Raw genomic sequence first — 20,988 nt, forward strand, 5'->3', positions numbered from 1 at the left:
CGGCCAGCTCGCGCAGGTGCACGGCCGGGTCCGCGTCCAGCCCGAGCGAGGTCAGCACCGCCTGGCGCTCGCGCACCCACAGCCGTTCCTCGATCAGCCGGGCGCCCGGGTTGCCCCACTTGTCGGCGCCGACCGCGTAGACGTCGCGCCGTCGCAGAGCCGCGTACAGGGCCTCCAGAATGCAGAAGGTGTAAGCGGGCCTGTCGATCAAGGGCGGGTCCAGCTTCGGGTTGCCGAACACCAGCCGCCGCCAGGACCCGGTCACCAGGTCATCAAAGCCCTTGATGTGCTCCCGTCCGGGCTTGCGGGCGGCCATCAGGCGGGGCAGCGCGCGCAACGCGGCCAGGATCGGTAAGCCCGCCGCAGTGCACCCCCACGGGATCACCGAGGCCAGCATGTCGACGAACGGCCTGACCGTGCCGAAGCGGTCGACCAGCTCCACCCGCCATTCCAGATCGCCGTCATCCTCAGTGCTGGGCAGCGGCAGCAGCTCCAGCACCGTCTCCACGGCGGCCGCCAACTGCTGCCGGGTCACCACCTGCTCGACCTGGTCCAGCACCTCCGGCACGGTGAGCACCCGCTGCCCGTCCTCTGCGCTATCGCCTTCCTCTGCCAGGTCGGAGGGTGGTGTCTCCAGCAGAATCGTCCACGCCCTGGCCAGCCTGGAGGCAGCCACCCGCAGCCGGGGCAGGTTGCGCAGCTTCTCCTTATCGGCGGCCCGGCTGGCCCGGGCCAGCCGGGCCGTCGACATCAGCAGGTCGAACAGCAGCAGCGCGTCATCGACCGCGGTGCCCTCCAACTGCCGCACCGTGGCCAGCAGGGTGGCCAGGCGGCGGTCCTTCTCCAGCTGTTCGATCCGGAACGCCTTGGCCGTCATCCCGAAGCGGGCCAGCTCGGCCAGCTTCACCGGCGCCGCCGCGGTGCAGTCCACCGCCCCGGTGCCCAGCCCCAGCACGTACGAGGCGCGATCCAGTGCCTGCTCCATCCCGGTGCCCGACAGCTTGGTCACCGCCGTGCGCATCCACTCCAGGGTGGAGACCTTCTTGCCGTCCGGCACCTGCAGGGTCGCCACCAGCTCGGCCCGCATCGGCGGCGGCGCGGCCCCGGCCAGGGCGCGGTTGATCGCCTCCAGCTCCTCTAGCCAGGCCGCCGCCCCGGGGCCGATGGCGAGGAAGGATTCTTCTGCGGCATTGACAGGTTTCGCTGTTCGCTGCCCGCGCGTTGAGGGTGGGTAGTGGGCGTCCAGGATGACCGGGTTGCCGGGGGTCGAGCGGCGGTGGCGGGCGATCTCGGTAGCCACGTTGTCGACGACGGCGGTGATGACCAGGTCATCACCGTGCCAGCGCACGAACACCTAGTGTCCGGCGTGCTGGTAGGGCACGGAGTAGCGGACCTGGTCGACGCGGACGGTGGAGTCTTTGTCGTGAACGCGGCGGGTGAGGCCGAATGCCGCGGTGTAGGGCCGGTCCGGGGTCGGATGCAGTCGGAAGCGTTCCTCGCCGAGCATCGCCACCGGCACTCGCCTGGTTTCGCGGTGAGTGCGGGCGTTGATCTCGGCCATGAACCTGTCACAGGCGTGTTCCAGCTCGGCGAACGACGCGTATCCGGCACGGAGGTTGACGCCGGTGGGGACTAGGTCCCGTTTGGCGATCTTCACCGCGTTCTCCGCACCGCCTTTCGAGGCGGGATCGGCAGGGACACAGGTGCGGATGGTGGTGCCATAGTGCCGGGCAACCGCGACGACGTCGGGGTTTCTGACAGGGACTCCGGCGATATGTGTGGTGGTGACGGTCTTTTCGTTGTCGGTCAGGCAATAGGTCGGCACCCCGCCGAAGGCTCGGAAGGTTGCATCCAGGCAGGCCGCGATGGTTGGGACAGTCTTGTCCAGGACCGGTATCACCACCCGGAACCGTGCCCAGGCCAGCCAGGCGCACCATAACGCGGTGCGCCGATCGCCGATGCGAGGTCCTTCGGCCCAGTCCCACTGCATCCACAGCCCTGGTTCGGCGACCCAGGGTCGGTGGATTCTGCGGTGCCCGCCGCGGTAGGACTCCTTCGCGGCAGCGACCGCGCGGCGCGTGGTGCGGTCACTGCCGGTGAACCCGAGCGCGACCAGCCGCTTGTGGACATGGTCGGCGCCGATCTTGCCGCGGGACGCCTCCACGAGTTCTTCGATCTTGGGCATGTATGCGTCGATCAGCTTCGTCCGCGGGACCGCAGCGGACGGATCGGTTCCTGATCGGCGCAGTTCGACGTAGCGGCGCACCGTGTGGTGGTCGCAGCCGGCCAGTTCGGCGGCCTTGCGGTAGGTGCCGGTCAGATCATAGGCAGCCAGGATCTCCATGATCTCCTCATCGGTCTTCACTGGCGCTCGTGGGCAATGGCCGCAGGGTCAGCTCGGCTGAGAGGCGGACGCACCGTCCTGGCGGAGTGCGTGATCGTCGCGGCGGACTGTCACGCGCGCGGCGATGTAGCCGTCGGGCCGGATGAGCACGCTGGTGTCTTCTTCGATGTCGTAGGCGTGGTGGGCACGGCCGCCGGTGTCGATGACCGTGCCCGGTCCGGTGGCTGTGGTGTCGGTGGTGATGCGGACCGTGCGCAACGTATCGGCCAGGGGGCTGTCGATTGTGCCTCGAGGTGCCGGAAGGCCGTGGTCGAAGGTCAGCAGCGTCCAGTGCGGGCCGCGGAGCAGGTCGAACACCCGGATCGTCCGGCCGGTTTCCGGCTCGACGCATTCGGCATCGGGAGCGCGGTCACCGGGACGGACACGGGCGTGCTCGCCGTCGGGCATCGGGCCGGTGAGCGGACTGTCGGGATAGGCAATCGTGAGGCCCGTGGTGAAGTCGCCGGTAAGGCCGCGCTGCGCAGACGATCCGTCACCATCATCGGCGGCGCGCATGACCGCGTGCAGGCGGGAGGTGCTGTCCTCCAGGACGGCACGCGCCATCGGCCGTCGCTCGAGCTCGTAGGTGTCCAGCAGGGCGGGTTCGGCGCCGCCGAGGACGGCGGCCAGCTTCCAGCCGAGGTTGTAGGCGTCCTGGATGCCGGTGTTCATGCCCTGGCCGCCAGCTGGCGAGTGGATGTGCGCGGCGTCCCCGGCCAGGAAGACCCGGCCGATTCGATACCGGTCGACGAGGCAGACGTTGATCTTGTAGAGGGACACCCAGTCCGCCTCCGTGATGGTCGCATCGGGCAGTCCGGCGCGGTCGGCGAAGATGCGCCGGAACAGCTCAAGCGAGGGCCGGGCCGGGTCCGGGTCGTCGGCAGGGATGGACGCCTGGAACTGCCAGACCTTGCTGCTGGGAAGCGGGAACAGCGACAGAATTCCGTGCTCGGAACTCATCCACAGGTGCTGGCAGTGCCGATCCAACCCCTCGATCCGCACGTCGCCGAGCCACCAGCGGTGATCACCGTAGGAGACGCCCTCCAGCAGCGCGCCGATCTGCTCGCGCACGAGGCTGCGGCCACCATCGCAGCCAACGACATAGCGGGCGCGTACCCGCCGGTCACCGGTCGCCGTGCGCACGCTCACCTCGACGACATCGCCGTCCTGCTGCACCGCGGTCACGGCCGAACCCCACGCGATGCGGCCACCGAGTTCGGTCAGGCGATCCCGCAGGATCTGCTCGACCATCGGCTGCGACAGCCACACCGGCGCATACGGCACCCCCGGCTCTGCCATCCCGATCGCCGCTTCGACCGCTTCGGAGATCACCCGATCGTGGTCGTAGTGCCGGGTCGGAACATGTATCGCGCCCAGCTCCAGCACGCGGCCGATGACGCCGAGATCGTCGGCCACCTCCAGCGCCCGCGGCTGGATGGTCTTGGCGCGGGAGGCTGTGCTGGGCCCTTCGGCTCGGTCGACGATCCGGCAGTCGACACCGCGGCGGGCCAGGTCGCAGGCGAGGGTCAGCCCGGTCGGTCCGGCGCCGACGATCAGAACATCGGTCGAGGTGTAGCCGTCCACCATCTTAGGTACCTACCTTAGATATCTTTTCTCTGACCGAACGGGTTCCCATGCGGCTCGACTGGATGTGTGCGACAATATACCTAAGGTAGATATCTAATCAAGTGAGGGCCGATGACCAGCCAAAACGACTCATTGATGGAGTTGCTGCCTCGCATGACCCAGCTCAGCAGCACCCTGAGTCGCGGGCAGTTGTTCGAGCGGGCAACCGCTGCCGCGGGGGTCACGTTGGATCGGCCCCTGGTGACCATCCTCGTCACCCTCCAGGCCGCTGATCGGCCACTAAGGGTGGGTGAGCTTGCCTCCCGGATGCAGCTTGCCGGCCCGTACGTCACCCGACAGTTGAACGGACTTGAGCGGCGCCGTCTGGTGAAGCGTGTTCCGGACCCGGACGACCAGAGAGTCCGCTTGATCGCCCTCACCCCCTCGGGGGAGAAACTCATTGATCGCTACCTGCAGGTCATCAACGGCTGGTTCGACCAAGCACTGTCCGGATGGCCTGAAGACGACCAGCGCGACCTCGTCCGCCTGATCGGCCGACTCGTCGACGACCTCTCGGCGCACCTGGACACGATCGTTGCCGAGGACACCGCCACCGAATAGCACCCTCCGATTGCCTGAGAGAGCCTTCATCGTCTCCCGCCGATAGGTCCATCACCCACGAGTTCCAACAACGCCACCGCCCATCAGCGGGGAAATCCACTGACCGCCAGCGTGTTATATCCCGTGACCGCGGCTGGGGAGGTTCTTCCGTCCGTCAACACACCATCGACTGGCCCTCATATAGCTCATCACGTGGTGGTTGGGCGAGGGAACCTCGGGGACACGAGGTCCCCTCGCCGGAATTCGTGGGCCCGGTCAGGCCACCGGGATGGCGTCCAGCACCCGCGCGGGGATGATCTGCACGTCGGTGGACTGCTGCGCCGCCGTACGGCGCCCGCTATTGATCAGCCATACCGACGCCGAGTCGGGGGATTTGACGTAGGTGCCATCAGTGATCTGTTTGGTGAGTCCGTCCCAGACGCGTGTGGGGATCACCTGACGCGGGTTGTCCTTATAGCCGGAGGCGACCAACTCCTCCATCGTGTGGAACTCCACCTTCGCCCCGCCCACGATCGCGGCTTCCGAGGTCGTCCCTGCCTTGGCGATCCGCGTCCCGTCAGCGATCTTCGTCGGCAACGCGTCCCAACCCCGAGGTGGCAGAATGTTCAGCGGACTGTCCGCAAAGCCGGCCCTCTTCGAGCTCTTCCACGCTGGCGAAGGGCATTTTCGGCACCGCCGACGATCACGGCCTGCGCGGTCAAGGTCCCGTTCTTGATCCGGGTAACGTCCATGATCTGTGTCGGCAGAGCGCTGATGACCCGCCAACGGTGTCCTACGCGCCCAGTTCATCAAACGCCACGGCATCCAGCCGCCTACCGACAAAACCGCGACACGCCGGCCAGCAAAGACCATGTCGGTGAGTCGCAAGAGGGCAGTCGCCAACCGGGCAGTCAGCCATTGCCTCGCGGGACCAGACGGTCCGGAAGCTTGGCGAGCTTGTAGACCCGCCAGAAAAACGCGTCCGCCGCGTGCTGGTCGCCCGCGAAGTTGATCGCCTCCACGATGCGATCCTTACGGATGCGGAACGCCAGCGCCCAGGTGATATCCAGCCCTTCAGGCGACGTGCTCCAGCCACGGTGCAGGTCGATCACCCAATCACCATCGGCGGCAAGGGCTATCGGATCGGCGCGGAACCCGGCACGGGCGAGTTCGGCGAAGAACGCGAGCACTTCGTCCGCGCCCTTCTTGGTGCCCGCAAGAGGATGGTGTCCAGGAATCGTCCAGCGGATGTCAGGGGCGAAAAACCGCTCACGCAACGCGTCGAGATCACCCTCAGCGTAGGCGGCGTAGTAGGCGCGGATCAGTGTGACGTGGGGATGCTCTTTGGGGGCGGATGCGGCAGATGCGGGACCGCCAACTGCGGTGAGGGCGAGCCCTGCGGCGGTGACCCCGGCCGCGCGCAGCAGGGCACTACGGGTCAGATCTTGCATGGAAACTCCTATCAAGGTCGGCTGACTCCAGGTCATGCTTGCGGCTCCTCCGTACGGCTGTCCAAGACCTGTTGCGATAACCCATGGTTATGACAGAGAAACCCCGATGCGCTTGTCGCAGATCAAGGCGCCCGAACTCTCGGCGCCGCGCGAGGAATGCGTACGACTGCCAGCTTCCGGCCAGGTGAGGGAGCGCCTGGTCGCCCGATGGGCGATCTCGTCGATCTGGTGCGGATGTCATAGCTGACGGTTATCGCAACAGGTCTTGGACAGCGGCGGCGACATCGGGACAGCATGAGCACATGATCATAATTCGCGTCGCCGCGCTCGTCTTCGCCACCCTGATGGCAGCCGGGTGCTCGGCCACCGCACCACCCGGCCCCGCCCCTGCATCTACCCCCGCCACGGCAGGTGCCGTCACATCCGATCACCGCGCACTGGTCGAACGATTCGTCACGGCGATCAACTCCGGCGACCAGGCAGCGGTCCGCGACACCTTCGCCGAGGAGGCCAGGTTCGACAGCGTGGGCCGTCTCTACGAAGGCCGCGACGAGATCATGGACCGTTTCCTTGTGCCCGAGGTGATCCGCGCGGCAGGGACGTACAAGCTGCTCTCTCTCACCGCCGGCGACGGCGGGCGAATCGTGGCGGAATACGACTTCACCACAGGTGGAGGAGGGCGGGAGCACTTCACGTACGCCTGCACGCTGCGCGAGGACCGGTTCGCCGACTGCTTGGGACGATATGTCTGACGTCGAATAGCGCGGACGGCTGGCCACTATCAGATCGCGATCCACTAGTTCACAAGACTGGCCGGATGAGCGCACGGACCATCAGCGACCTGGTGGTACAGCTCCAGCTGCTGGCCAGAGACATAGAACTCGACGCGGCCCGGCGGCTGGAGGAAGCGGGCGCATCACTGCTCCTTGTGAGCGTGTTGATTTGCGCCGACGCCACCGAGAAGACCCAAGGCGAGCTCGTGGAGCTCGCCTTGCTCGACAGGTCCACGATGGTTCACACGGTCAACGCACTGGAACCGGACGGCCTCGCGACACGCGAGCCGTCACAGAAGGACCGCCGGGCTCGCGTGGTCGAGGTGACCGACGAGGGCCGCCAGCTGGTCTCGTCCACGCAGAACGTGCTGGACGAGCTGTACGACGCGAGGCTCGGGGATGCGGGAGGAGCTCGGCTTCTCCCAGAGCGGCGTTTCCTGGGTCATCAACGCATGCCTGATCGCGTACGGCGGCTTGCTCGTCTTCGCGGGCCGGCCCGGTGACGGGATCGGTCACAAGAACGTGCTGCTCACCAGCGTCACGATCTTCACCATCTCGTCCGTAAGGGCGGGTCTCTCGCAGAACACGGCCACCCTGATCGCCTCGCGGTTCGAACAGGGAGCAGGCGCGGCACTGGTCACCGCGGTGCCCTTCGCGCTGATCGTCATGATGTTCTCCGAACCGGCCGAGCAGACCAAGGCGATCGGCTTCTACAGCTTCACGTTCGCCAGCGGCGCAATCTGCCTGCTCGCCGAGGGTGTGCTGATGCAGCTGACCACCTGGCACTGGCTGTTCTTCATCAACCTGCCGATCGGTGTCGTCAGCGTCATCCTCGGCTGGAAGCTGCTCCCCCGCGGCAGGGGCCTCGGCCTCTCCGCGGGCCTCGACATGCCGGGCGCGGCCCTGCTGGTCTCGTCCGTGTCCCTGCTCGTCTACGGGATCATCTTCGCCGAACACAACGGCTGGGGCGATGCCACATGGCCTATCTGGCTGGCGCCATCGTCCTGCTGACCGCGTTCGTGATCCGGCAGCAGAAGGCGAAGACGCCGCTGTTCAACCTCGGCGTCCTGCGCGACCGCAACGTGGCGGGTGCCAACATCGTCCAGTTCCTCGTGGCGGGCACGCTCTACGCGTCGTTCTTCGTGGCGACGCTCTACCTGCAGCAGGTCCTGGGATATTCGTCGATGCAGATGGCGTTCTCGTTCGTCCCGCTGGCCGTGATCACCGCCGTCGGGCCGATCGCGATCAGCCCCTACCTGGCCGGGAAACCTGGGCGAGCGGGTCGGGATCATCGGCTTCGCCGTGTTCCTGGTCGGAGCGCTGCTCCTCGCTCGCACGCCGCTGGTGGCGACCTACCTGATCGACGTGCTGCCTTCGATGCTCTTGCTCGGCCTGGGCAGCGGCCTCTCCCTGCGGCCGATCATGACCCTGGCCATGTCCGCTGTCGGTGAGGCCCAGGTCGGCGTGATCTCCGGCCTGGCGAACTCGACCGGACAGGTCAGTGGCGCGTTGTGGGTGGCGATCGCTGCCTCGATCGTGAGCTGCGTCACGGCCGCGCTGACGCGTGGGGTACCACCGAGCGGGAGTCCGTGAACGGCGGCCTCGCGCTCGGTGGTGTGCTCACCATCGCGTTGGTAGTGGCGGTGTTCGTGATCCGCCGGCAGGCTGCATTGATGCCGGCCGACGAGGTCGCCGCCAAGGCGTGAGGTGCCTACTCGCCCGACGTGAAGTGGTAGTATATTGGGCCGTCGACGTGCCAGCCCTCGTTGGCCGCCAGGATGTTGTCCTTGTGTGCCTCGGTGGCCAGGCGCCAACCGTAGTTCTTCTTGCTCAACCGGTAGATCTTGGTGGTCCCCGCAATGGGAGAGGCGGCGGCGTACCCGAGAATCCCCTCGTTGACGAACTTCCCGGAGTTGACCAGAGAATCCCGCTCGCTCGGCGAGCCCGTGACGAGGTAGGAGGCGTACAGCTTGTACTTCAACCGCCACATGGGTTTGCCACCCGGGAATGGGCGCCCGGAGATGTAGCCCAATTGTGTGTCGGTGGGCGAGAAGCCGTGTGTCTGGATGGCGCGCTGCTTCTCCGACTCGCTGGCAGTGTAGAAGACGCCCTTGTTGTTCGTCGTCACCAGCGCATAGAGCTTGACCTTTTCAACCGTGACGTTCGCAACGGGCTTGGCCGTCGGCAACGGCTCGGCCAGTGCCTGCGCGGTGACGGAGCTCGACATTGACACGGCCAGGGCCATCGCAAGGCCGAGGCCGACCACTCGGCTCACCCGATTGACCGCAAACGACATTCGTATTTCCTTTGTGAGATTCTCGGTGGCGCCGTAACAACTGCGCTGAGTCAGTACTCCGGCCACGAACTGGCAGACACCACCGTGGCACCGGCGAGGCAGATGATCCAGAAGCGATCCGGCCAATCACCATCGGTTTCCTGCCAGCGAATGGCGGATAGAGAGACCCATTTCCTCGCCGATCTCGGGAGGAAGCCGCGATGTGATCATTTCGACGAGCACGCTCCCTGGTGCGATGACCACTTAGGTTCACCGGGTGGGGACACACCCGATGGCTTGCGCAGGCTTTCGCCGGATTCTGCTTCAGTGTCGTATCGACATGCACGATGACGGCAGGAGGATCCGTATGGCCGAACCTGTGCGGGCACGGCGGTTGTCCGATCAGGAAGGACAGACCCTGCAAGGCTGGTCTGGCGAGGCCGGCACGAGTCGATCCGGGTCCGGCGCGCGTTGATCATCATGGCCTCGGCCAGTGGCCCGCCGGTTACGGCGATCGCCCAGTTGGTCGCGGCCGATGAGGACACCGTACGAGATGTGATCCACGCCTTCAACGAGCGAGGATTGTCCGCGCTGGACCCTAACTGGGCGGGAGGCCGTCCCCGCCGCATCACCTCAGACGATGAGGACTTCATCGTCGCGACGGCCAGGACGCGCCCGGAGAAGCTGGGCCGTCCCTTCACCCGATGGGGCACCCGCAAACTCGCCGACTACCTAGCCGACAACCCGGTGCGAACCGTGCTGGTCGGCCGTGAGCGGCTGCGGCAATACTTACGCGAGCACAAGATCTCCTTCCAGCGCACCCGCACGTGGAAGGAGTCCACCGACCCCGATCGGGACACCAAGCTGGACCGGATCGAGGAGGTCACCACCCGCTTCCCACAGCGGTGTTTCGTCTTCGACCAGTTCGGGCCGCTGTCCATCCGCCCCCAGCCCGGCTCCGGCTGGGCCCCCGAAGGCAAACCCGAGCGATAACCGGCCACCTACACCCGCACTCCACGGGATGCGCTACTTCCACGGCTGCTACAGCCTGGGCGATGACCAGCTATGGGGCGTCAACCGCGAGCGTAAGAGCGGCGCCAACACACTGGCCGCGCTCAAGACGATCAGATCGACCCGCCCGACGGCGCGCCGATCTACGTCATCTGCGACAACCTGTCGGCCAACAAGACCCCGGCAATCCGCGCCTGGGTGTGCAATATCCCGTGAGTTCGTCTGAGCCTCTTGAGCCTCTCTAGCCGCAGGACCTGGGCTTATCTGCTGGTGCTCCGGCTTCTTCGGGTGTTGATGAGATTTCAGGGTTTCTGAAGGTCTATCGTCCTGGTCGTTCGTCTTGCTGTGATGGTGAAGGCGAGGTGGCCGGAGTTGGCGCTGGCTGTGGTGAAGGATCTTCGGGTGGCCCGCGCCCCGGCCACCGCCGAGGACTTGGAGGCGCTGGAGACCGATGTGCTGGCCGGGTTCGTACTGGCCCGGGCGGCGGCGGGGCTGTCGGACGGCACGATCTCCTCGGACGTGATGCACCTGGAGCAGGTGCGCGCGTGGTTCGGGCGGCCGCTGTGGGAGATGGAGCCCGCGACGCCGACGTGTACTTCGGCAAGGTGCTGCGCGGCGCCGCCAGGGGCACCCGCCTGTCGCGAGCGCAGGCGATCAAGACCTACTTCCTGTTCCTCGATCTGAGGCACAAGATCGAGATTCACCAGATGACCGGCTGTGTCGTCGAATGCCCGATCGATGAGATGAACCGGCCCCGCGGCCGCCAGGAGGCCCGGCTGCGCATCCCGCCCACCGCCGACCAGGTGGGCCGGTTGTTCGCCGGGTGGCGCGAAGAGCTGACCATCTGCCGCAAGTTCGCGCCGGCCGCCCGCAACTACACCGCCGCCAAGCTGATGAGCGAGGTCGGGCTGCGGGTCAACGAGGCCTGCAAGCTCGACCTGTCCGACATCAAGTGGAACCTGGGCCACTTCGGCAAGCTGCACGTCCGTCACGGCAAGGGAGCCCGTGGCTCCGGTCCGCGCGAGCGGATGGTCCCGCTGATCAACAACGCCGCGGCCACCCTGCGGTGGTTCATTGAGGACGTGTGGGGTCAGTTCGGCGACGACCACGCCCGGCCCGGGGTCCCGCTGCTGCCCTCGGAGCGCAAGAACACCGACGGCAGCGCCGTCCGGGTCGGCGATGAGACGCTCCGAGCGGCGCTCGCGGTCTGCGCCGAACGCCACCTGCCGGACTGGCCAGACCCCGTCACGCCGCATGTCCTGCGGCATTTCTGCGCCGCCTCGCAGCTCTACCTGGGCGGGATGGACCTGCTGGCCATCCATGCCGTCCTCGGACACGCCTGGCTGGCCACGACCATGAAGTACGTTCACGTCCCCGGGACTCACATCGAGGACGCGTGGATCGCAGGTCAGCAGCGTGCCGCCGCTCGCCTGAAGGGATTGACGCGATGACCGCACCCCTCGCCGGTGGGGCCGGCGGCCACTGGGCCCATCGTGATCTGGCTTGCGCGCTCACGCTCGGCGCCACCGGACTGCCCTGCGTCCAGGCCGGGGTCGAACTGCTCATCGACACCGACATCTGGCTGCATCGGCCCGACTTCATCGACGCGTTCATCACCATCGACGCCGACGTGGCCACCGCGTTGGCCTTCGTCGACTGGGACGCGGTGATCACGGCCCTGAACTCCGGGCGGCTGCCCTGCAGCGGCGGCGAACGCGCCGTCCTGCAGATCGCCGCGAGCATGAGCGGCGGCATCCCGGTCGACCTGCGTGACGCGCTGACCAGCCTGGACGGCGTCAACCTCGCCCTGGCCGCGGACGGCGCCCGCAGGCAGGGCAACCTCGACGAGGCCGAGGTGCGCCTGAGGAGGCTGATCGCCTGGCATCGCGCGCGCGACTTCGACCCGGGGCCGGCTCTGCTGCTGGCCGAACTCGGCTTCGTGGCCGAGCGCCACGGCGACGCCCGTACCGCGCTGGAGCTGCACCGCGAAGGGCTGGACGTGGCACGCTCCGGTGGCGATCCGCAGGCACGCGCCCTCGCACTGGAAGGGCTGGCGGGTGCATACGCGCTGGCAGGAGAGCCAGCACGGGCCGCTCGCCTGCTGGGGACAGCGGCCCGGCTTCGCGAATTCACGGGAGCCCCGATGCCACCGGCCGAACGCGGCGACGTGGACCGCATCACCGCCAGGATCCGCGCTGCCCTGGACGAGGAGGCTTTCGCCACCGAGTTCGCCACCGATGCCCTCGACGGGGATGGCGAGCTCGACGCAGAGACCGGCAAAACTCACTGAGGACCAAGGTGCTGCGGCAGATCGCCTTCACCAATGACGCGCTGGGCAACGAGCACGAGGCACTGCCGTACTACGAGAAAGTGCTGGAGATGGGCGCGAGCGACCGGCTCCGCACGTGGACCGGTTATGGCAGCACCCTGCGCACGTGCGGCCGTTATGAAGATGCGTTGGCGGCCTTCGACAAAGGGCTGGCCGAGTTCCCCGGCGATCCAGGGCTGCGCACGTTTCGCGCGATGGCGCTGCACAGCCTGGACGGGCACCGTGAGGCCGTACAATGCCTGTTGAAGATCCTTGCCGAGACCAAGCAGGTCGGGGGTTACGAGCGAGCGGTGGAATTCTACGCGGAGAACCTCGACCTCACCGTTCTCAAGTGAGAAGACCGCCGTGTCCGGTAGATGACCAGGGCCTTCGTCCTGATGGACGAGCCGAGGACCTTTGCTGCTCGACCAGGCGGCGGCCTTCGGTGACGAGTTGCTGGTAGCGATCGTGGGTACCGTTCCCGATCATCGTTGGCATGGTCCGCGCTCTCCCTCACGAAAGAAGGCCGATGATCGCCCTCCTGTAGGACCTCCCCGAGCAGGACCGGCAAGCCTTCGTGGAAGGAGCGTCAGAGTGACGCGGAGCGTCTGATCGACTGAACCTGCTGGTCAACGTACATGCTGTCGCGTGGCGGAGCGTTTGCTCAGCTCCGCCTCCAGAGCGGCCAGGTAGCGGTCGTGGCCCGCGCGGAGCTTGTCGTCGCCGAAGAACAGGGAGACGATCGGGCCCGCGAGGCTCTCCCGCATGGTCACCCTGGTACGGCCGCCGGGGAGGCTTCCAGCACCTGCTGGTCGATGGCCTTGTAGCCGAAGACCCGGCCACTCCAGGTGAGTTCGCGTTCAGGAGCGACGACGGCGAACCTCGCCTTGATCTTCACCTTGCCGAGCCGCCAGCGGAAGGCGGCGCCCGGCGCCATCACATCGAGTTCCAGCACCTCGTAGTCCGGCGTCCACGCCGGCCAGGACCGAAGGTCGGCCACTAGCTCCCACCCCTGGGCGGGTGTGGCGTCGACAATGACGCTGGACTCCGAGATGACAGGAGCTTCGGCGTCGGCACCCGGAGTCCTGGTCTTGTGCGCGGCGGCCGCGTTCAGGCCGATGGTCGGCTTGTCCAGCAGCGCCACCGGCTCTGACCCCATCAGAGCGACAACGCGGCCATGAAGGCCATGCTGGCCGCCATTCCGGCCGAGCACAGATCCTGGCCGATCACCCTTCGATTCCCGCCCCGCTCGAGCAGAACGCGGATGAGCCGAGCGCAGGTCCAGGCCAGCCCGATGACCAGGGCCACCGTGGCCAGCGAACCGCCTCCATGCGCGTGCCCGGACGGGGCGCCGGCGAGCTGGGGTCCGCTGAACGCCGCAAGAGGATGGACATGACCACGAAGTCCTGGATGTGATGACCGGTCTCCGCGCCGCGCTGGCTGGCAAGAGCAGGCCGCGCGGCAGAGTCGTCTACCGCCTTGCCGCTGCTGGGGTATGCGGCTGAGGCGGTGACCGGGGTGGTGCGGTTCACGGGCCGGCCAGCTGGTCGCGGCGACGGATGAGGTACGCCGTCTCGGCGGTGTTGCTGACCAGCCCGATGGCCCGGTCGCACGCCGCCCGCGACTCCTTGCTCTGACCCAGCCGGCGCAGCAGGTCGGCGCGGGTGGCGTGGTAGGCCTCCAGCGGCAGACCGTCCACCTCCGCCAGCGCGACCTCCGGGCCGTCGAGCTCGGCGACCGCGATCGCCCGGTTGAGCCGCACGATCGGCGAGGGGTCGAGGCGGACCAGCTGGTCGTAGAGCGCGACGACCTGCGACCAGTCGGTGTCACGGACGTCGCGGGCGTCGGTGTGGAGGGCGTTGATCGCGGCGAGGATCTGGTAGCGCCCCGGCGCCTGGCCGGAGGCGAGGCGCGCGCGGACCAAGGCGTGGCCCTCGGCGATCAGCTCGCGGTCTCAGGCGCCGCGGTCCTGCTCGTCGAGGGTGACGAGCTCACCACTCGCCGACCCCCGCGCGGCCCGGCGGGCCTCCGTTGGGAGCATCAGCGCCAGGAGTCCGGCGACCTCGCCGTCCGCCGGCATCAGGGCACGGACCAGCCGGGTCAGCCGGATCGCCTCGGCGGTCAGGTCGCTGCGGACCGCCTCCTTCTCGGGGTCCGAGGCCAGGTAGCCCTCGTTGAAGATCAGGTAGAGGACGGCGAGCACCCCGGCGACCCGGGCCGGGAGGTCCTCACGTAACGGCACGCCATAGTGGATCTTCGCTGTCTTGATCTTCGCCTTCGCGCGGGTGATCCGCCGGCCCATGGCGGTCTCCTGGACCAGGAACGCGCGGGCGATCTCGGGCACGGCGAGCCCGCCGACCATCCGCAGAGTCAGCGCAACCCGCGCCTCCATGGCGAGAGCGGGGTGGCAGCAGGTGAAGACGAGGCGGAGCCGGTCGTCGTCGATGGCGCCGAGCGGCTCAGTGGTGTCGGACGGCATCAGCGGCTCCTTGTGCTTTTCCTCGCGCCTGACCTCGCGCCGGATCCGGTCGATGGCCTTGCGGTCGGCGGTGGTGGTGAGCCACGCGCCGGGACTCGGAGGGACGCCGTCGACTGGCCAGCGTTCGACGGCGGTCGCGAACGCCTCGGCGGCCATCTCCTCGGCGATGTCGAGGTCCCCAAGCACCTGGCCAGGGTCGCGACCACCCGGGCCCACTCCTCGCGGTGGACCCGGATGATCACCTCGTCGACATTGGTAATGCACCCAGGAACGGCCGGAGCTCGACCCTCCGGTTGCAGTCCTTCGACGCTAGGGCGGCGAGCCGGAGCGCCACGTCGAGGTGGAGGGCCTCGATGATCCAGAAGCCGCCGACGTACTCCTTCGACTCCAGGTAGGGCCCGTCGCTGAACACCGCCTCCCCGTCCCGGCCGTCGACGACGGTGGCCGTGCTGGGCAACGCGAGGCCGCCGGCGAAGACCCAGTGGCCCTCGGCCTGGAGCTGCTCGTTGAAGGCGCCGGTCGCGGCCATCTCCTCCGCGGTGGCGGAGTCGGTCGTGTCGTCGAGAACGGAAATCAGGTACTGCGCCATCGTAATCATCTCCTGTCGTCGTGTGGCCGCCCCCTCGGGCCGCCTTTCACCCCTGCTACGAACGCCGCTGCCTCGATCCGACACGCTCCGCTGAGATTTCTTCGAGGATTTTCGTACGCCGCGCGGTGTGGCGGGCGATCAGACGCGTTGGCGGGGAGTGTTTGTGTTGGTCCTCGGCCTGTCTGTAGTCCGAGTTGGCTCAGATTAGTGCGCCATCTCCGGCGTGGCTGTGGATGCGTGCGAGGGGTGGCGGAGGTCGTCGGGTAGTGGGTCGGCGGCGGTGAGTGTGTGGTCGCCGGCTTGTGGTCTGCCCCGGTTGGGTGGATATGGATTACTGGATTCTTGTGCCGCTTGATGAGAGGAAAGTGGCATGGGACGACGGGGCTATCCGCCGGAGTTCCGGCGCAAGGTGCTGGACCTGGTCGAGGCGGGTCGTAAGGTCACGGAACTGGCTCACGATCTGGAGATCAGCACTCAGACGATCTACATCTGGCGTCGGCAAGACCGCATCGACCGTGGTCTGGAGCCCGGCCTGACCAGCGGCGAGAAGGCCGAATTAGTGGCTGCGAAACGCCGCATCGCCGAGCTAGAGACCGAGCTGCAGGCCACCCGCCAAGCGATCGAGCTGGTGCGAGAGACGGCGCCCCCAAAAGGCGGTTCGAAGCCATCGCGGTGATGGCTGGCGAAGGCATCCCCGTCGAGGTCGCCTGCCGTGTTCTGGCCGTCTCGGTGTCCGGCTACTACGCCTGGCGGGATCGGCCGCCCTCGCCGCGGGCCATCCGGCACGTCTGGCTGACCGACCTGATCCGGCAGATCCACCAGCGCTCGCGCGGCACCTACGGGGCCCGGCGTGTGCATGCCGAGCTGCGCCTGGGCCACCAGGTCCCGGTCAGTCACGGAGCGGTGGAGTTACTCATGCAGCGCGCAGGGCTGGAAGGCCTCAGCGGCCGCCCCAAAGTGGCGGCGCGCCAAGCCGGACCAGATCGCTACCGACCTGGTCGACCGGGCGTTCACGCGGACTGCCCCCAACCAACTGTGGATCATCGACATCACCGAGCACCCGACCCGGGAGGGCAAGGTGTACTGCTGCGTGGTGCTGGACGCCTACTCCCGCCGGGTGGTCGGCTGGTTGATCGACTCAACTCAGACCGCCACCCTGGTGACCAGCGCCTTAGGCATGGCTATCGACAACCGCGGTCGCGTCCTCGGAGCGGTGTAAAAGTCCTCTGTGCCCCTGTTGCGACGCCCGGCTGGGCGTGAAAACGCTGGATGGCTTGCTCGCCGACGTCGGTGTGATCTTGGTGCCTAGTTGAGGCCGCGTAAAGGTCTGACGCTGGGAGCTGGGTCAGGGGCCCCGCATTGTCGCTTCGAGCACGAGAGTCCGATTCTCTTCGCCCCGCAGCTTCCGCGAGCAGCCGCCTGGGTCTGCAGGTCAACGGAGGGCGGTCATGGAGGAGATCACCGAGGAGCCGGTGGACTTGGTCGAACGGATCTGTGCTATCAACATCGGCAAGGCTGCGGTAGCCCCAGGTATTCAAGCGGTTAGATGCTAGCGGCCTGAAACGAGAGAAAAGGTGCCCCTGAGCTGCAATGCCGGTGAGTTAAGACGTCTGCGCAGGTGAAAGGCGTTCTCGCTGGCATCGGGCACTGCTTGACCCGGCACAGGTCGTCGCGATTCGGTGACAGATGGTGCGTTGGGTGCCGGAGCAACGGTCGGGTCGCCCGGAGGGGTCTCGCCTCCGGGCTCCCACAGATCCCGGCGTGACAGTCTCCCGTCACCGGGCTCTTCTCAACCTCACCGTCAGAACTCGGGGACCCATCGCCAGTGCGCGAAGAAGCGCGGGTACTGGCGGGTTGTGCGATCCCATGCCGCGAGCGCTTTCTTGAAGGTCCTCAGCCGTTTGTATTTCTTCCTCATCCAGCGCACCAGGTAGACGTTGATGCGCCTGAGCAGCGGATATAGCTCCGACCGGTAAAACCGGCCGTTGTAGTTCATCCACCCCGACACAATCGGGTTGAGCCACTGTGCCAGGTCCCGCTCGGAGAAGGTGGTGCGGCGGTGCAGCCGCCAGGACCGCACCTGTTCGCTCATCCTCCGCATGGCGGTCTTGGAGACCGCTGGGCCGAAACCCGTGAACACGTTGCCGTGCCTGCTGCGCACTGCCCGTGCCCGGAACGTGAACCCCAGGAAGTCGAACGACGTGTGCTCATGCGAGCCGGTGCGTCGTCCGTCCTTGCAGTAGACGAACCCCGGCCTACGGGTCTGTCCAGTGATCCTGGACGCGACCAGCGGTCAGTTTGGACGACGAGTGAGGAGCATTTCCTCATCCAAAGTCCAGGTAGCCCCGTTGTCATAAGATGTCTCGCCGCGCCAGCACGCCGATGAGCGGGTGATTTCGGTGAAGCGCCACCGGAGCCATGGATCCTCCTCGTCACTGAGCAGGACGATCTCCCCATCGACAGAATGTCCGATGAAACGCCGGACGCGGGCATTGATCGGTTCGATCCACGTGGATCGCCAAGCGCCCAGATCCGGATCGTAGAAGCGGACCGTCGTGCCGTGAAAAGCGCGTATACCTGGCGCAGCGGATTCGTGGCGGCCTGGCATGATCCATGTGTCCTGGACGGCCCGGCCTCCGAGAATCCAGCCGAAATGGAGCTCGCCCTTGGCTTGAGCGGGCTTGCCATCGAGGTCGATTCCCGACCACTCAATGTCCCAAGAGCCCACGAACTGGCCGAAGAGCATGAGCTTGTCGGTGTGCTGACCGGACGGCTCCGGCACGTGAAGGGCTTCGATGAGCCCGTGGCCGGTGGAAGATCCCTCATCGTGTGTCATGGGAGTACCTCCTAATAGATGGTGGAAAGGCTGCGGTCGAGATCGCGCCAGAGGTCGTTGGGATCTTCCAGCCCGACCGAGAGGCGTAGCAAGCGGTCACTGATCCCGCTGTGACGTCTCTCGTCGTCAGCGACGATGCGGTGAGTGAGCGAAGCAGGATGCTGGATCAGTGTGTCGACTCCACCCAGGCTGACCGCGGGCGTGATCAGCTTAGAGCTCGCGATGACGGCATGGGCGTCGCCACCGACTTCGAATGACACCAATGAACCGCCACCCTGCATCTGCCCAATGGGGCGGTCCGGCTCGAGAGCCGGGTAGGACACCCTGGTCACGGCCGGATGCGCCGCAAGTCGCTGTGCCAGGTCGGCGGCGGTCGCGGCGGCTCGGCGAACCCTCACTGGCAGCGTGGCCAGCCCGCGCAAGAGCATATAGCCCGCAAAGGGATGCATGATCGCGCCGGTGACGATGCGAATTTGCCGTATCGCTCGAGCGAATCCTTCACCGCAGGTGACGACTCCTCCCATCACATCACCGTGGCCGCCGAGAAACTTGGTGGCGCTGTGGAGCACCGCACCGGCGCCGTGTTCGGCCGGGCGCTGCAGGATGGGCGTGGCGAAGGTGTTGTCCACCAGCAGCGGTACGCCTGCGGCGGCTTCAGCGAGCCGGCGGATGTCGTATTCCACCAGGGTGGGATTGGCCGGGGTTTCCGCGATGACTAGTCCTGTGTCGGGCCGGATAGCTTCCGACAGCTCATCCACACTGCTCCAGGTGACGGTCGTTCCTAGGAGCCCCGAGCTGAGGAGGTGGTCGCTCGTGCCGTAGAGGGGCCGGACCGCCACGACGTTGCGGCGCCCCTGTGCCACGCTGGCGAGCAGGCAAGCCGACAGCGCCGCCATTCCGCTGCTGAACGCCACTGCGGCGGCGCAGCCTTCCAAATCTGCGATGGCGGTCTCGAAGCGGGCCACTGTCGTGTTGCCGAGTCGCCCGTAGATGGGGCGGCCGTCCGGGATCTCCCCTGTGGCGAAGGCGTCTAGCCGCGCCGCTTCCGCTCGGCTGTCATGTGCGGGATATGAGGTCGAGAAGTCCAACGGGGCCACGTGCAGTCCCATGGCCGCGAGATCTTCTCGCCCGCCATGAACGGCACGTGTGTCAAGGGTCTGGCGAGTCATGAGTGCATGATTGAACCCTCATCGGCCACCATCAAGAGAGCCTGAATTATATTTTCAGCATGGACCGAAACTTCAGCTTGGATTCGATTGATCTTGAGATTCTCCGGCTGCTGCAGAACGATGCGCGGATCACCAATCGAGACCTGGCGGACGCGGTCGGCATTGCTCCATCCACGTGCCTGGGCCGTGTCAGCCGGCTGCGCTCCGCCGGGGTCATCGAGCAATACACGGTGCGCGTCCATCCAGCCGCGCTCGGCAGGCCTTTGGAGGCCTTGCTGGCGGTACGCCTGCAACCACATCGCCAGCCATATGTGGACGCATTCGTCGAACATGTGCTCGCTCAGCCGGAGGCCCGAACGCTTTATCATCTGACGGGCCCCGATGACTACATCATCCATGTGGCCGCCGTGGACGCGGCCGACTTGCAGCGTTTCGTCTTGAACGAGCTGACTTCACGGCCCGGGGTGGCGCTGGTCCACACCAACCTGATCTTCCAGCAGTGGCCTGGAACACCGCTGCTTCCACCGGGCGCCAAGGCTCGTGATACGAGACCGGCCATTGGCAGGAATCAGCCGGAACTTGGCAGGCAATCATCTTGATAGGCACATCCCTTTTCGTGGATCATGAGCGGGCGTCCGGGCTCGGATGAAGAGAACACACCCGCATGACCGAACGCAACGCCCAGCACATGTGGCAGAGCGTTCGGTCATTGAGCCCTTCCGCGTAAGCGATCATCAGCGCTGAGTGATCATCTCGATGGCCGACACGGTGTGCATCCGGGGCAGAGAAGGCGTGGTCGGGTCGCCCGGAGGAGTCTCACCTCCGGGCTCCCACAGATCCCGGCGTGACAGTCTCCCGTCACCGGGCTCTTCTCAACCTCACCGTCAGAACTCGGGGACCCATCGCCAGTGCGCGAAGAAGCGCGGGTACTGGCGGGTTGTGCGATCCCATGCCGCGAGCGCTTTCTTGAAGGTCCTCAGCCGTTTGTATTTCTTCCTCATCCAGCGCACCAGGTAGACGTTGATGCGCCTGAGCAGCGGATATAGCTCCGACCGGTAAAACCGGCCGTTGTAGTTCATCCACCCCGACACAATCGGGTTGAGCCACTGTGCCAGGTCCCGCTCGGAGAAGGTGGTGCGGCGGTGCAGCCGCCAGGACCGCACCTGTTCGCTCATCCTCCGCATGGCGGTCTTGGAGACCGCTGGGCCGAAACCCGTGAACACGTTGCCGTGCCTGCTGCGCACTGCCCGTGCCCGGAACGTGAACCCCAGGAAGTCGAACGACGTGTGCTCATGCGAGCCGGTGCGTCGTCCGTCCTTGCAGTAGACGATCCGGGTTTTGTCCGGGTGCAGCCGCAACTCGACCTGTTCCATCCGCTCAGCGATCGCCGTGGCCAGCATGCGGGCCTGGCTTTCGCTGCGGCAGTGCACCACCGCGTCGTCGAACGGCACCGGGTCACGTCCACGGACGTGGTGTATGAATCGATCTTCGCGTGATCCTGTTTCTGCAGGTTAAGCGGTAAGTGTGTGCGGGAGTGGGTTCTGGGTC

26 protein-coding genes and 3 pseudogenes are annotated in these 20,988 nt (G+C 66.6%); 14 read left to right on the plus strand and 15 right to left on the minus strand.

Going from position 1 to position 20,988, the window contains the following annotated elements:
• Positions 1–1,138 precede the first annotated feature (1,138 nt).
• Both istA and AB0B91_RS61775 read right to left on the minus strand, forming a co-directional pair.
• A pseudogene (istA, locus tag AB0B91_RS61770) lies at positions 1,139–2,365 on the minus strand (IS21 family transposase); the annotation flags it as partial.
• 27 nt (positions 2,366–2,392) lie between these two features.
• Positions 2,393–3,970 (minus strand): FAD-dependent oxidoreductase, encoded by a 1,578-nt coding sequence (locus AB0B91_RS61775; RefSeq protein WP_358342144.1) that lies wholly within the window; start codon positions 3,968–3,970, stop codon positions 2,393–2,395.
• A gap of 153 nt (positions 3,971–4,123) precedes the next feature.
• Between AB0B91_RS61775 and AB0B91_RS61780 the strand changes: the two genes are divergently transcribed.
• Positions 4,124–4,570, plus strand: a complete 447-nt coding sequence (locus AB0B91_RS61780; protein WP_358342146.1) for a MarR family transcriptional regulator — start codon at positions 4,124–4,126, stop codon at positions 4,568–4,570.
• A 255-nt stretch (positions 4,571–4,825) separates the two neighbouring features.
• Here the strand turns inward: AB0B91_RS61780 and AB0B91_RS61785 are convergent, their stop codons facing one another.
• Together AB0B91_RS61785 and AB0B91_RS61790 are read right to left on the minus strand one after the other, a co-directional pair.
• The gene (locus AB0B91_RS61785; protein WP_358342147.1) at positions 4,826–5,146 is read right to left on the minus strand and encodes a hypothetical protein; all 321 of its coding nucleotides are present in this window, start codon (positions 5,144–5,146) and stop codon (positions 4,826–4,828) included.
• A 314-nt stretch (positions 5,147–5,460) separates the two neighbouring features.
• Positions 5,461–6,000, minus strand: a complete 540-nt coding sequence (locus AB0B91_RS61790) for a nuclear transport factor 2 family protein (RefSeq protein ID WP_358342149.1) — start codon at positions 5,998–6,000, stop codon at positions 5,461–5,463.
• A 302-nt stretch (positions 6,001–6,302) separates the two neighbouring features.
• On the opposite strand from AB0B91_RS61790, the gene AB0B91_RS61795 reads away from it, so the two are divergent.
• The 4 genes from AB0B91_RS61795 to AB0B91_RS61810 all read left to right on the plus strand — a co-directional run bounded on the left by AB0B91_RS61795 (position 6,303) and on the right by AB0B91_RS61810 (position 8,366).
• A complete protein-coding gene (locus AB0B91_RS61795) occupies positions 6,303–6,752 on the plus strand; it encodes a nuclear transport factor 2 family protein (RefSeq protein WP_358342151.1) in 450 nt (149 codons plus the stop codon).
• Between the two features lie 65 nt (positions 6,753–6,817).
• Complete coding sequence (locus AB0B91_RS61800) at positions 6,818–7,276, plus strand: MarR family transcriptional regulator (protein ID WP_358342153.1); 459 nt, start codon at positions 6,818–6,820, stop codon at positions 7,274–7,276.
• Positions 7,173–7,784, plus strand: coding sequence for an MFS transporter (locus AB0B91_RS61805; RefSeq protein WP_358342154.1), 612 nt, complete (start codon positions 7,173–7,175; stop codon positions 7,782–7,784). The genes AB0B91_RS61800 and AB0B91_RS61805 overlap by 104 nt, the downstream gene beginning before the upstream one ends.
• Before the next feature lie 291 nt (positions 7,785–8,075).
• Positions 8,076–8,366 (plus strand): hypothetical protein, encoded by a 291-nt coding sequence (locus AB0B91_RS61810; protein WP_358342156.1) that lies wholly within the window; start codon positions 8,076–8,078, stop codon positions 8,364–8,366.
• A 118-nt stretch (positions 8,367–8,484) separates the two neighbouring features.
• Here the strand turns inward: AB0B91_RS61810 and AB0B91_RS61815 are convergent, their stop codons facing one another.
• Positions 8,485–9,069, minus strand: coding sequence for a hypothetical protein (locus tag AB0B91_RS61815; protein WP_358342158.1), 585 nt, complete (start codon positions 9,067–9,069; stop codon positions 8,485–8,487).
• A 346-nt stretch (positions 9,070–9,415) separates the two neighbouring features.
• Here AB0B91_RS61815 and AB0B91_RS61820 point away from each other — a divergent pair.
• The 5 genes and pseudogenes from AB0B91_RS61820 to AB0B91_RS61840 form a co-directional block, all read left to right on the plus strand.
• Positions 9,416–10,257, plus strand: a pseudogene (locus AB0B91_RS61820) (IS630 family transposase); the annotation flags it as partial.
• Between the two features lie 150 nt (positions 10,258–10,407).
• Entirely contained in the window at positions 10,408–10,743 is a 336-nt protein-coding gene (locus AB0B91_RS61825) for a hypothetical protein (protein ID WP_358342160.1), read from the plus strand.
• Complete coding sequence (locus AB0B91_RS61830; protein WP_358342162.1) at positions 10,650–11,510, plus strand: tyrosine-type recombinase/integrase; 861 nt, start codon at positions 10,650–10,652, stop codon at positions 11,508–11,510. Before AB0B91_RS61825 ends, AB0B91_RS61830 begins: the two co-directional genes overlap by 94 nt.
• Entirely contained in the window at positions 11,507–12,349 is an 843-nt protein-coding gene (locus AB0B91_RS61835; RefSeq protein WP_358342164.1) for a hypothetical protein, read from the plus strand. Before AB0B91_RS61830 ends, AB0B91_RS61835 begins: the two co-directional genes overlap by 4 nt.
• An 8-nt stretch (positions 12,350–12,357) precedes the next feature.
• Positions 12,358–12,723 carry a tetratricopeptide repeat protein gene (locus tag AB0B91_RS61840; RefSeq protein WP_358342166.1) on the plus strand — a complete coding sequence of 122 codons (366 nt, stop codon included), beginning with the start codon at positions 12,358–12,360 and terminating at the stop codon, positions 12,721–12,723.
• 273 nt (positions 12,724–12,996) lie between these two features.
• On the opposite strand, the gene AB0B91_RS61845 is transcribed toward AB0B91_RS61840, so the two are convergent.
• The 6 genes from AB0B91_RS61845 to AB0B91_RS61870 all read right to left on the minus strand — a co-directional run bounded on the left by AB0B91_RS61845 (position 12,997) and on the right by AB0B91_RS61870 (position 15,435).
• Positions 12,997–13,134, minus strand: coding sequence for a hypothetical protein (locus AB0B91_RS61845; RefSeq protein WP_358342168.1), 138 nt, complete (start codon positions 13,132–13,134; stop codon positions 12,997–12,999).
• Positions 13,135–13,136: 2 nt separating this feature from the next.
• Positions 13,137–13,526: an SRPBCC family protein gene (locus AB0B91_RS61850; RefSeq protein ID WP_358342170.1), complete on the minus strand. Its 390-nt coding sequence runs from the start codon at positions 13,524–13,526 to the stop codon at positions 13,137–13,139.
• Positions 13,526–13,675, minus strand: coding sequence for a hypothetical protein (locus tag AB0B91_RS61855; protein WP_358342172.1), 150 nt, complete (start codon positions 13,673–13,675; stop codon positions 13,526–13,528). Before AB0B91_RS61855 ends, AB0B91_RS61850 begins: the two co-directional genes overlap by 1 nt.
• Before the next feature lie 220 nt (positions 13,676–13,895).
• Positions 13,896–14,291, minus strand: coding sequence for a hypothetical protein (locus tag AB0B91_RS61860; RefSeq protein WP_358342174.1), 396 nt, complete (start codon positions 14,289–14,291; stop codon positions 13,896–13,898).
• A gap of 30 nt (positions 14,292–14,321) precedes the next feature.
• Positions 14,322–15,032, minus strand: coding sequence for a DUF6596 domain-containing protein (locus AB0B91_RS61865; protein ID WP_358342176.1), 711 nt, complete (start codon positions 15,030–15,032; stop codon positions 14,322–14,324).
• 52 nt (positions 15,033–15,084) lie between these two features.
• Entirely contained in the window at positions 15,085–15,435 is a 351-nt protein-coding gene (locus AB0B91_RS61870; protein WP_358342178.1) for a YciI family protein, read from the minus strand.
• A gap of 370 nt (positions 15,436–15,805) precedes the next feature.
• Here AB0B91_RS61870 and AB0B91_RS61875 point away from each other — a divergent pair, with 370 nt between their 5' ends.
• From AB0B91_RS61875 to AB0B91_RS61885, 3 genes and pseudogenes are all read left to right on the plus strand, one after another.
• Positions 15,806–16,111, plus strand: a complete 306-nt coding sequence (locus AB0B91_RS61875) for a transposase (RefSeq protein WP_358342180.1) — start codon at positions 15,806–15,808, stop codon at positions 16,109–16,111.
• Positions 16,111–16,326: pseudogene (locus AB0B91_RS61880) on the plus strand (IS3 family transposase); the annotation flags it as partial. The gene AB0B91_RS61875 and the pseudogene AB0B91_RS61880, both read left to right, overlap by 1 nt.
• Entirely contained in the window at positions 16,292–16,654 is a 363-nt protein-coding gene (locus AB0B91_RS61885) for a DDE-type integrase/transposase/recombinase (RefSeq protein ID WP_358342193.1), read from the plus strand. The pseudogene AB0B91_RS61880 and the gene AB0B91_RS61885, both read left to right, overlap by 35 nt.
• A 582-nt stretch (positions 16,655–17,236) precedes the next feature.
• On the opposite strand, the gene AB0B91_RS61890 is transcribed toward AB0B91_RS61885, so the two are convergent.
• The 3 genes from AB0B91_RS61890 to AB0B91_RS61900 form a co-directional block, all read right to left on the minus strand.
• Positions 17,237–17,527 (minus strand): group II intron maturase-specific domain-containing protein, encoded by a 291-nt coding sequence (locus tag AB0B91_RS61890; protein ID WP_358342182.1) that lies wholly within the window; start codon positions 17,525–17,527, stop codon positions 17,237–17,239.
• A 201-nt stretch (positions 17,528–17,728) separates the two neighbouring features.
• Positions 17,729–18,271 carry a hypothetical protein gene (locus AB0B91_RS61895; RefSeq protein WP_358342184.1) on the minus strand — a complete coding sequence of 181 codons (543 nt, stop codon included), beginning with the start codon at positions 18,269–18,271 and terminating at the stop codon, positions 17,729–17,731.
• 11 nt (positions 18,272–18,282) lie between these two features.
• Positions 18,283–19,440, minus strand: a complete 1,158-nt coding sequence (locus tag AB0B91_RS61900) for a PLP-dependent transferase (protein ID WP_358342186.1) — start codon at positions 19,438–19,440, stop codon at positions 18,283–18,285.
• A gap of 59 nt (positions 19,441–19,499) precedes the next feature.
• Here AB0B91_RS61900 and AB0B91_RS61905 point away from each other — a divergent pair, with 59 nt between their 5' ends.
• Positions 19,500–20,039, plus strand: a complete 540-nt coding sequence (locus tag AB0B91_RS61905; RefSeq protein WP_358342187.1) for an Lrp/AsnC family transcriptional regulator — start codon at positions 19,500–19,502, stop codon at positions 20,037–20,039.
• Positions 20,040–20,324: 285 nt separating this feature from the next.
• Here the strand turns inward: AB0B91_RS61905 and AB0B91_RS61910 are convergent, their stop codons facing one another.
• Positions 20,325–20,891: a group II intron maturase-specific domain-containing protein gene (locus AB0B91_RS61910; protein WP_358342189.1), complete on the minus strand. Its 567-nt coding sequence runs from the start codon at positions 20,889–20,891 to the stop codon at positions 20,325–20,327.
• Positions 20,892–20,988: the final 97 nt, after the last annotated feature.

Origin of the sequence: Nonomuraea sp. NPDC049141 (assembly GCF_040648415.1) — a bacterium.
Lineage (GTDB): Bacteria > Actinomycetota > Actinomycetes > Streptosporangiales > Streptosporangiaceae > Nonomuraea.